General features: G+C 66.0%; 10 protein-coding genes. 5 read left to right on the top strand and 5 right to left on the bottom strand.

What is annotated here, in order from left to right; all coding sequences use genetic code 11:
- Positions 1-356: 356 nt before the first annotated feature.
- The 3 genes from BN1136_RS16710 to BN1136_RS16700 form a co-directional block, all read right to left on the bottom strand.
- Positions 357-1,403 (bottom strand): NAD(P)H-dependent flavin oxidoreductase, encoded by a 1,047-nt coding sequence (locus tag BN1136_RS16710; protein ID WP_043758107.1) that lies wholly within the window; start codon positions 1,401-1,403, stop codon positions 357-359.
- Positions 1,400-1,675, bottom strand: a complete 276-nt coding sequence (locus BN1136_RS16705) for a Pathogenicity locus (protein WP_043758106.1) — start codon at positions 1,673-1,675, stop codon at positions 1,400-1,402. Before BN1136_RS16705 ends, BN1136_RS16710 begins: the two co-directional genes overlap by 4 nt.
- A 70-nt stretch (positions 1,676-1,745) precedes the next feature.
- On the bottom strand, positions 1,746-2,387 hold the full coding sequence (locus tag BN1136_RS16700) for a ribonuclease T2 family protein (RefSeq protein WP_043758102.1): 642 nt from the start codon (positions 2,385-2,387) through the stop codon (positions 1,746-1,748).
- A 234-nt stretch (positions 2,388-2,621) separates the two neighbouring features.
- On the opposite strand from BN1136_RS16700, the gene BN1136_RS16695 reads away from it, so the two are divergent.
- The 3 genes from BN1136_RS16695 (at position 2,622) to BN1136_RS16685 (ending at position 4,038) form a co-directional block, all read left to right on the top strand.
- Positions 2,622-3,182, top strand: a complete 561-nt coding sequence (locus tag BN1136_RS16695) for a gamma carbonic anhydrase family protein (protein WP_043758100.1) — start codon at positions 2,622-2,624, stop codon at positions 3,180-3,182.
- Positions 3,183-3,326: 144 nt separating this feature from the next.
- Positions 3,327-3,620 carry a hypothetical protein gene (locus BN1136_RS16690; RefSeq protein ID WP_043758098.1) on the top strand — a complete coding sequence of 98 codons (294 nt, stop codon included), beginning with the start codon at positions 3,327-3,329 and terminating at the stop codon, positions 3,618-3,620.
- 1 nt (position 3,621) lies between these two features.
- Positions 3,622-4,038: a DUF6515 family protein gene (locus tag BN1136_RS16685; protein WP_043758096.1), complete on the top strand. Its 417-nt coding sequence runs from the start codon at positions 3,622-3,624 to the stop codon at positions 4,036-4,038.
- A 90-nt stretch (positions 4,039-4,128) separates the two neighbouring features.
- Here the strand turns inward: BN1136_RS16685 and BN1136_RS16680 are convergent, their stop codons facing one another.
- On the bottom strand, positions 4,129-5,466 hold the full coding sequence (locus BN1136_RS16680; protein WP_043808939.1) for a HAMP domain-containing sensor histidine kinase: 1,338 nt from the start codon (positions 5,464-5,466) through the stop codon (positions 4,129-4,131).
- Positions 5,463-6,143 carry a response regulator transcription factor gene (locus tag BN1136_RS16675; RefSeq protein WP_043808935.1) on the bottom strand — a complete coding sequence of 227 codons (681 nt, stop codon included), beginning with the start codon at positions 6,141-6,143 and terminating at the stop codon, positions 5,463-5,465. The genes BN1136_RS16680 and BN1136_RS16675 overlap by 4 nt, the downstream gene beginning before the upstream one ends.
- Before the next feature lie 148 nt (positions 6,144-6,291).
- Here BN1136_RS16675 and BN1136_RS16670 point away from each other — a divergent pair, with 148 nt between their 5' ends.
- The gene (locus tag BN1136_RS16670) at positions 6,292-7,452 is read left to right on the top strand and encodes an efflux RND transporter periplasmic adaptor subunit (protein WP_043758093.1); all 1,161 of its coding nucleotides are present in this window, start codon (positions 6,292-6,294) and stop codon (positions 7,450-7,452) included.
- Between the two features lie 2 nt (positions 7,453-7,454).
- Positions 7,455-9,404, top strand: a complete 1,950-nt coding sequence (locus BN1136_RS16665) for a MacB family efflux pump subunit (protein ID WP_043758090.1) — start codon at positions 7,455-7,457, stop codon at positions 9,402-9,404.
- The last annotated feature ends 106 nt before the right edge of the window (positions 9,405-9,510 follow it).

Raw genomic sequence — 9,510 nt, 5'->3', positions numbered from 1 at the left:
GCATTCTACTCAACCGCCTTTTCGAGTCAAGCCTTATTTTCAAAGGCTTTTCGAGGCCACCGACCGGCTTGTTTGCGTTGCCGCTTGCCCTGTCGATGGAGGCGCATTATAGAGACATTGATCACATTAGCAAGCCCACATCGCAATAAAATTGCAAAAAACTGCTCTTTTATAGTTATTCATATCAAAACACAGCTTTTATACAATCTTATCCACAGAACCCCATCCGGATGAGCGCCAAACAACCCCAAATTCTGCTTCTTATATGGCTATCTATGGAGATTGTCAGCCATTGTTCTCGTCGCCCCCTGAAAAGCAACACCCATAAGATGCAGCATAAAGGAGAGCCGAGCGTCTCAAGCCAGCCCGGCCTCGACAACCCAGGCGGCGATGAGGTCGGCGGCCGCCATGGGATGGCACCCCGACACATTCTGGCCAGCCCAGAGCGGCGAGAAGCCACTGTCACCCACCTTTTCGGCTGCGGCACGCAGCGGAGCCAATGCACCGCTGGCGTGGGGGAAGGCAGGCGCAGCTGCGGACAACGGACCCAGCTCGCGCATCAGGCGGTTGACTATCCCGCGCGCCGGGCGGCCGCTGAACAGATTGGTCAGGGCGGTGTGATGGCAGCCCTCGCTGCGGATAGCCGCCCGATGCAGAGCTGAGGTAGTAGCCTCGTGACAACAGAGAAACGCCGTCCCCATCTGCACCGCGCTTGCCCCCAGCGCCAGCGCGGCCCGGATCCCCTTGCCGTCGACGATGCCCCCCGCCGCGATGACAGGGAGGTCCACCGCCGCCACTATCTGTGGCAACAGGGTAAAGGTGCCCTGCTGCAGGCCGAGATCCTCGTCGAGGAAGTGGCCGCGATGGCCACCGGCCTCCAGCCCCTGGGCGATGATGGCATCCGCCCCGCGGGCCGCGAGCCATTGTGCTTCCGCCACCGTGGTGGCGCTGGCAAGCACTTTTGCGCCTGTGGCTTTTACTTGGGCAAGCAGCCCGGGTTCAGGCAGACCGAAGTGGAAACTGACCACGGCCGGCCTGAACTCCTCGAGCAGGGCCGCATGTTCGCCATTGAAGGGGGCCCGGCCGGGCGCGCGCGACTGGGCGGCAGCATCTACCCCGAACTCGGCGTAATAAGGAGCCAGCACCTGGCGCCAGCGGCGCTCTTGGGCTGGATCCGGCTCAGGCTGCCGATGACAGAAGAAGTTGATGTTGAATGGCCCTGGCCCGCTGGCCGCGAGGCGGATCAGCTCCTGGCGCAACTCGTCGCCACTCAGCATGGCGGCCGACAGGGACCCCAGGGCTCCCGCCCCCGTTGCCGCCATCGCCAGGGCGCTGTTTTGTACGCCCGCCATGGGCGCCTGGATGATGGGATAGCGCATCCCCAGCTCGGCGAAGAGCGTCATGGGGCGACGTCCTGCCTGCCACGGGCGGTCTGGCTGCGCGCCAGTGTAATGGCCCCATCGATAGCTCCCCGGGCCTGGGGGCTGTTCTGCCAGCAGGTCGAACCCAGCATGCTGGCGACCAGTGTCACGATATGAGTCGTGTCGGCGTCGGCCAATGCCGACAGACTATGGTAGCCAAGCTGTTCGAGCCGGCCGATGACGGTGGGCCCCACGCCTTTCACGGCGAGCAGCAGGGCCCGCTCCTCTGCCGAAAATCCTTCGTTGCCTTTCATCCATCAGACTCCTTGCCACTGGGTTCATTGCACATCAGGCCCGCGAGGGGCCTGACAGGGATCACCGGGTTCAACGCACGCTGCGCAGCAGAAAATCGGGCTGACCGCAGGAGCGGCGTTCCCGCTTTTGCATCTCGTCCGAACAGGGAACGGTGTTGTTCCCCTCCTTGTCGATGCAGACATAGATCTCCCGCAGGAAACGGCCGCCATCGGCGCAAGCCACCGTGATGCTGTCGGGCGCCAGCCAGTGGTTGGCATCGGCCAGATCCGCCTTGAGCTGGAAGGCACTCTTGCGAAGGGGCTCCGCCGGGGAGCGATAGGCCTGCGGGATCCGCACCTTCTGGCGCAGGTCGCTGGCCAGTTGATGGAAGTCTGCCTGGCTGAGACCTGAGCAGGTGCCGTGCTTCTCCCATTCATGGCGATAGAGGAAGCGGCTGGGGTAGAGCCCGGCAAACCGCTGCTCCATCGCAGGATCCAGCCGCTCGCTTGTGCAGTCGCTGGGGTAGCCACGTTGATACTGGGGCCAGAGGCCGTGCAGCACGAACCCCAGCTGCCGACTGCACTGCTCCCGATCCGCCGGCTTGATGGCGCAGTGCTCCGGCGACCAGGAGAGCGCCACGGCGTAATAGTCAAACTCCCCCGCACGCCCCTTGCCTTCTACGGCAGAGACCCACAACAGGGCCCCTGCCAGCAACACCATGATCCGTCTCATCTCCCGCTCCCCCTCACCTTCGTCTCCCCTCTGCCGGCACGCAGTTGCATGCTCGAAACCGTCCTCATGCTCCCATAACAGGGAGTCAAAGAACAACCACGAGCAATGCCCCTATGAAAGATGGGTCAGACCAGTAAAGGGTTTCCCCTCCCGGATCAGAGGCGTAAGCTGGCTCTCCGGCGGGCCCTCATGACGCGCCACTTTTCCCCGATTTCATCAGCAACAGGATGTAACATGATCCGCAAGAATCCCTCAGGTCACCTGCCCGTCATCCACGAATCCGCCTATGTCGACAAGACCGCCATCATCTGCGGCAAGGTGATCATCAAGGAGAACGTCTTTGTCGGCCCCTACGCCGTGATCCGCGCCGACGAGGTGGATGAGACCGGTGACATGGAACCCATCATCATCGGCGCCAACTCCAACATCCAGGATGGCGTGGTGATCCACTCCAAGTCCGGCGCCGCCGTCACCATCGGCGAGTTCAGCTCCATCGCCCACCGCAGCATCGTCCACGGGCCGTGCGAGGTGGGCAACCGGGTCTTCATCGGCTTCAACAGCGTGCTGTTCAACTGCCACATCGGCGACGGCTCCGTGGTGCGCCACAACTCCGTGGTCGACGGGTGCGATATCCCCCCCGGCTTCTACGTGCCCTCCACTACCCGCATCAACCAGCAGAGCGATCTGGCCCAGATCCCCCGTGTCACTGTGGATGCCACCGAATTTTCTGAGGACGTGGCCCACACCAACATCGACCTGGTTAAGGGTTACAAGGCGCTCTCCAACGAGTTCTGAGTTAGAGACAGACGCAAGATACAGCGGGCGCCACGGCGCCCGTTGTCACGTCTGTAAAGGGGGCGAAAAGAGGGTGTAAAGGTGATTGAGCCGGGCGCGGGAGTCGCGTTTGATGGAAGCAGTCCCATCAATGGAGTCATCATCATGTCACGCTATCCCATCGCCCTTGCCCTGCTGCTGGGCACCACGCTCGTGCATGCCGGCGAGATGCCGCCCCCTATGGGCACCCGCCAGGGAGGCCCCATGGCGCCGCCCCCCTCCGTGCTCTATCACGCCAGCAAGCAGGGCACGGATCCCCAGGCACTGGTACAGGCGCTGTCCAAGAACATTGATGCCGCCAAGCCGGATACCCGCTATGAGGTCATGGTCAGCGTGCGCGAGCTGCCGCCACAGCCGCCCAAACCCCAACCCGCCAGCGCACCGATCAAGGGGCAGTGAGATGAGCACGCGCCGCGCCTCACTCTGGCTGCTCTCCATGCTCATCACCCTGCCCGCCCTCGCGGGTCCCGGTGACATGGACAGGCCGGGCGGGTGGGAGAGACAGGCCCCCCGGCACGGCATGGATGCGGGTCCAGGCTTTGGCCCCGGTCACCGCGTCGACAGGCTCCCAGGAGGGGTGGAAACCCTGCTGCTGGCAGGCCTCACCTACTATGTGCTCGACGGCATCTTCTACCGGCAGCAGGAGAACCACTATGTGGTGGTCTCCCCGCCCCCTCAGGTCCTGGTCGCAGCGGAGTCGGGCCTGGTCCCCCTGGATCTGGACGGCCGCCGCTATTACGTCAAGGAGGGTCACTACTACCTGCGGGAAATAGACGGGCGCTACAGCGAGGTGCCGCCACCGGCGGCACTGCGCTGAGACCAAGGTGGAACAGATACGAGAAGGGGGCCGAGGCCCCCTTCTTTATTTCCGGGGTTTCCCCCCTTGCTCAAACCAGAGCCGCGCCCCTCAGGACGGCTCATGCAGGGGCAGCGTCATGGTTACCTTCAATCCACCCTGAGCGCGGTTGCGGGCCTGGATGCTGCCGCCCTGCAGGGTCACCGCCTTGCGGGCGATGGCGAGCCCGAGCCCGTACCCCTTGCCCATCCGGGGTGAGCCGATGCGCACGAAGGGGTCGAAGATCCCCGCCAGCTTGCCCTCCTCCACCCCGGGCCCCCGATCGGCAATGGAGAGCTGCACCTCCTGACCCAGGCGCATCAGGCTGACGCTCACCGTCTGGCCCGACTGCGAGAAGCGCAGGGCGTTGCGCACCACGTTCTCCACGGCGCGGCGCACCAGCTCGGCATGACCCAGCAGGAGGCAGCCCTCCCCCAGTGCCTGCTCGAGCTCGATCTCGACCCCGGATTGCTGGGCCTCGAACCTGGCATCCTGGATGACGGTGTCCACCAGCGCCAGCAGGTCATAGTGGCTCTGCCCCAGGCCGTGCCCCTGCTCGGCGCGGGAGAGGGTCAACAGCTCCCCTATCATCCTGTCCATCCGCTCCGTCTCGAGCCGGATCCGCGCCAGGGCGTCGCTCACCTTCTCCGGGCTCTGCTCCGCCAGGCCGATGGCCATCTGGATGCGGGCCAGGGGGGAGCGCAGCTCGTGGGAGACGTCGTGGAGCAGCTGTTCGCGACCCTCGACCAGCTGCTGCAACCGTTCCACCATGAGGTCGAACTCCTGCGCCACTTCGGTCAGCTCGTCCCGACGCCAGCGCAGGGCGGGCCACAGCCGAACCCCCAGATCCCCCCTGGCCACCTGGCCGAAGCTGCGCCGCAAGGCGTTCATGGGCCGGGTCAGATGCCAGGCGAACAGGATGCTGAACAAGAGTCCCCCCAGGCCGCCGATCCAGAGCATGGGCGGGGGGATGTTAAGCCAGGAGAGGGGGCCGGGATCCGGTCCCCTCGGGGTGATGAGCGGATCCGGTCCTGCCCGCAGCAGGTAGGACTGCCCGTCGTTGGCAATCACGGTGCGCGTCAGTACGGCGCCGGGGCCCGGCTCCCCGGGGGCAGGCGGCCTGGATGCCTGGGGCGCTGGCCGGGGAGGCGCATCGGCGGCATCGAGGGGCGTTATCTGCAGCAACGGCGGCGACATGGTCTCGCTCAATGCCGTCGCGGCCTCTATCCCCCCCTGCGCCAGCACGGCCGCCGCCATGTCCAGGTGCCGTGTCGCCAGCCGGTGGGCGAGGCGATCCTCCGGCCGCTCACGCTGCGCGCTGAACCCGATCCACAGCAGCTGGCTGACCAGCACGATGGCCAGCCAGAACCCCAGCAATATCTTCCAGAACAACCGGCCCTTGAGGATCACAGTATCTTGTACCCTATGCTGCGCACCGTCTCTATGGTGACGGCCTCCCCCGCCTTCTGTTGCAGCTTCTGCCGCAGGTTGCAGATGTGCACATCGACGCTGCGATCATAGGCCTCACGGGGGCGTCCGACCCCTTGCAGGGAGAGGGTGTCCTTGGTGACCACCTGCTCCGGGGTGCGCAGCAGCAGCACCAGCATGTTGAACTCGGTGGCGGTCAGCTCTACCGGCGTTCCCTGCCACAGGCAGACGCGATTGGCCGGGTTCACCGTCAGGGCCCCGAGGATGAGGGCCTCCGGAGAGGGCGCCGGGGCACTTCCCTCGTTGACCCGCCGCAGGACGGCCCGCAGCCGGGCCACCAGCTCCCTGGGGTAGCAGGGTTTGGGCACATAGTCATCGGCCCCCATCTCCAGCCCCACCACCCGATCCACGTTGTCCCCCTTGGCGGTCAGCATGATGATCGGCAGGCGGCTGCGCTGGCGCACCTGGCGCAGCACCTCGGTGCCCCCCAGATCCGGCAGCATCACGTCCAGCAGCAGGGCGCTGTAACGGCCGGACAGGGCATGGTGCACCCCCTCCCCCCCGGTCAGCACCTGGGTGGTCTCGAACCCCTCTCCCCCCAGATATTCACTCAACATGGCGCCCAGTTCGGCGTCGTCATCCACCAGCAGGATCTTCATATACGGTCTCCCTTGTCGGCGGCCATTTTCGCCGCTTGCTCCGCCCTTGGCAGCCATTTTTACGAAACCCTTACGCTTGAAGCAAAGAGCCTTAACCCGGCTCTGGGGTAGAGTGCCGCCGTTATCGTCATTCAGGATACAGGTTGTCATGCCCAAGCTCTCCCCTCGTCTGTTCTGGCTACTGCCCCTGTGCGCCCTCGCCTTGCTGCTGGCCTGGCGCCCCCAGGCCAAGGCACCCGCCAGCGACTACATCACCGCCACCGCCGAGAGCCGGGATCTGGAGCAGCTGGTGATGGCGGACGGCACCCTGAAGGCGCGCAAGCAGGTGAGCGTGGGCGCCCAGGTGTCTGGCCAGATCAAGCGGCTGCACGTGACCCTGGGGCAGGAGGTCAAACAGGGGGATCTGCTGGTCGAAATCGACGATCTGACCCAGCAGAACGCCCTCAAGGACGCCCTGGCCCAGCGCGACAACCTCCAGGCCCAGCTGGATTCCAAAGAGGCCACCCTGCGCAACGCCCGCCTGGTGTACCAGCGCCAGCAGAACATAGTCGCGAGGGGGCTCGGCAGCACAGCCGACCATGACAGCGCCAAGGCGACCCTGGACGAGACCCAGGCCGATATCCGGGCCCTCAACGCCCAGCGGGTGCAGGCCGAGATTGCGGTGGACACCGCCCGGGTCAACCTGGGGTATACCCGGATCCTGGCCCCCCTGTCCGGCACCGTGGTGGCCGTGCCGGTGGAGGAGGGGCAGACCCTCAACGCCAGCCAGAGCACCCCCACCCTGCTCAAGATTGCCCAGCTCGACACCATGACGGTGGAGGCCAAGATCTCCGAGGCCGACGTCATCAACACCCGGGTCGGCATGCCGGTCTATTTCACCATTCTTGGCAACAGCCAGCGCCGCTTCGAGGGATCCCTGCGCGCCATCGAGCCCGCCCCCGACACCATCAACGACGACGACACCACCACCAGCAGCAGCGACAGCAGCGCCATCTATTATCACGGCCTGTTCGAGGTGCCCAACCAGGACGGTCAGCTCAGGATCAGCATGACGGCCCAGGTCTATCTGGTGATAGCCCAACTCAAACAGGCGCTGGTGATCCCGGCCATCGCCCTGCAGGGGGATCAGGTCAGGGTGGTCGACGACGGGGGCAAGATCAGCCTGCGCCGGGTCAAGGTCGGTCTGAACAACAAGGTGGATGCCCAGATCCTGTCGGGCCTGAGCGCCGGTGAGCGGGTCATCGTCAGCGAAGTGAGCGCAGGCCAGAGCAACGCCGCCGGGGGCATGCCGCCCCCCATGGGGATGTGACCATGGACGCCTTGTTGCGACTGCGTGGCATCCGCCGCCACTTCGGAGAGGGTGAGCGCACCGTCACCGTGCTCGACGGTATCGATCTGACGATCGCCCGTGGGGAGATGGTGGCCATCGTCGGCGCCTCGGGCTCCGGCAAATCCACCCTGATGAACCTGCTGGGCTGCCTGGATCAGCCGAGCGAGGGGGCTTATCTGGTGGCCGGGCGCGATACCGCCACCCTCAGCCGGGACGAGCTCGCCGCCCTGCGCCGGGAGCACTTCGGCTTCATCTTCCAGCGCTATCACCTGCTGACAGATCTCGACGCCCGCACCAACGTGGAGGTGCCCGCCCTCTACGCCGGCCTGGATCCGGCCGAGCGACGCCAGCGGGCCGAGGCCCTGCTGACCCGCTTCGGCCTCGCCAGCCGGCTCAGCCACAAGCCGAGCCAGCTCTCCGGCGGCCAGCAGCAGCGGGTCAGCATCGCCCGTGCCCTCATCAACGGCGGCGAGGTGATCCTGGCCGACGAACCGACCGGGGCCCTCGACAGCCAGAGCGGCGCCGAGGTGATGGCGAGCCTCCAGGCCCTGCACCGCCAGGGCCACACCCTGGTGATCGTCACCCACGACATGGACATCGCCCGCCACGCCGAGCGGATCATCGAGCTCAAGGATGGCCGGGTGATCGCCGATCGGCGCACGCGCGAGTCACAGGCCCTTTCCCAGGCGACCCAGGCCGCCGCCAAGGCGCACGCCAGGGGGCAGATCCCGCTGATGGCGGGGCTCGGCAATGCCCTGCGCATGGCGCTGCGGGCCATGGTCGCCCAGCGCCTGCGCACCTTTCTCACCATGCTCGGCATCATCATAGGCATCGCCTCGGTCGTGACCGTGGTGGCCCTCGGCCAGGGCTCCCGGGAGCGGGTGCTGGAGAACATCAACGCCATGGGCACCAGCACTCTGGAGGTGTTCCCCGGCCGCGGCTTCGGGGACATGCGCTCCGCCACCATACAGACGTTGCGGATCGGAGATGCCGAGGCCATCGCCGGGCTGGACTACGTGCACAGCGTCACCCCCAGCCTCAGCACCAGCGCCACCCTGCGCCTCGGCAGCACGGCCGTCTCCGGCACCATCAACGGGGTCGGCGCCCAGTTCTTCCAGGTCAGGGGCTATCGCCTGGCCCAGGGCATGGGCTTCGATCGCCAGAGCGAGGAGAGCCTGGCCCAGGAGGTGGTGATCGACGAGAACACCCGGGACAAGCTGTTCGCCCAGGCCCAGTCCCCCCTGGGCCAGGTGATCCTGCTGGGGGATCTGCCCTGCCGGGTGATCGGGGTCGCCATCAAGAACCAGAGCGGCTTTGGCAGCGACGAGACCCTGAACGTCTGGATCCCCCATACCACCGCCATGAGCCGCATGCTGGGGCAGAGCTACCTGCGCAGCATCAGCGTGCGCGTGCGGGACGAGGTGAGCCTGGACGCCGCCCAGGACGGCATCAGCCGCCTGCTCGCCCTGCGCCACGGCAGCCAGGACTTCTTCCTGCTGAACACCGACAACATCCGCCAGACCATCAGCCAGACCAGCGCCACCCTGACCACGCTGATCGCCCTCATCGCCCTCATCTCCCTGATCGTCGGGGGCATAGGGGTGATGAACATCATGCTGGTCTCGGTCACCGAGCGCACCCGGGAGATAGGGGTGCGGATGGCGGTCGGCGCCCGGACCCGGGACATCCAGCAGCAGTTCCTCATTGAAGCCGTGCTGATCTGCCTGCTGGGGGGCCTGCTCGGCATCGCCCTCTCCCTGCTGCTGGGCCAGCTGTTCGACCACTTCAGCAGCGGCGTCCGGATGAGCTACTCCCTTGCCGCCATGGGAATAGCCTGCCTCTGCGCCAGCCTGATCGGGGTGATCTTCGGCTTCGCCCCGGCCCGACGGGCCGCCAGGCTGGATCCCATCCACGCACTGGAGCGCGAATAGCCCGCCTTGACGCCGGGGTGATGCCACCCCGACACCGGATCGGGGGCCGATGCCCGGCCCCGCCACCAAGCCTGAACGCCCGCTCTTCTTCCCAGACTGCGCGGGT

The sequence above is a fragment of the Aeromonas taiwanensis genome (genome assembly GCF_000820165.1).
Lineage (GTDB): Bacteria > Pseudomonadota > Gammaproteobacteria > Enterobacterales > Aeromonadaceae > Aeromonas > Aeromonas taiwanensis.
Note: the sequence above shows the minus strand (reverse complement) of the source record. Positions and strands in the feature narration are given on the sequence as shown.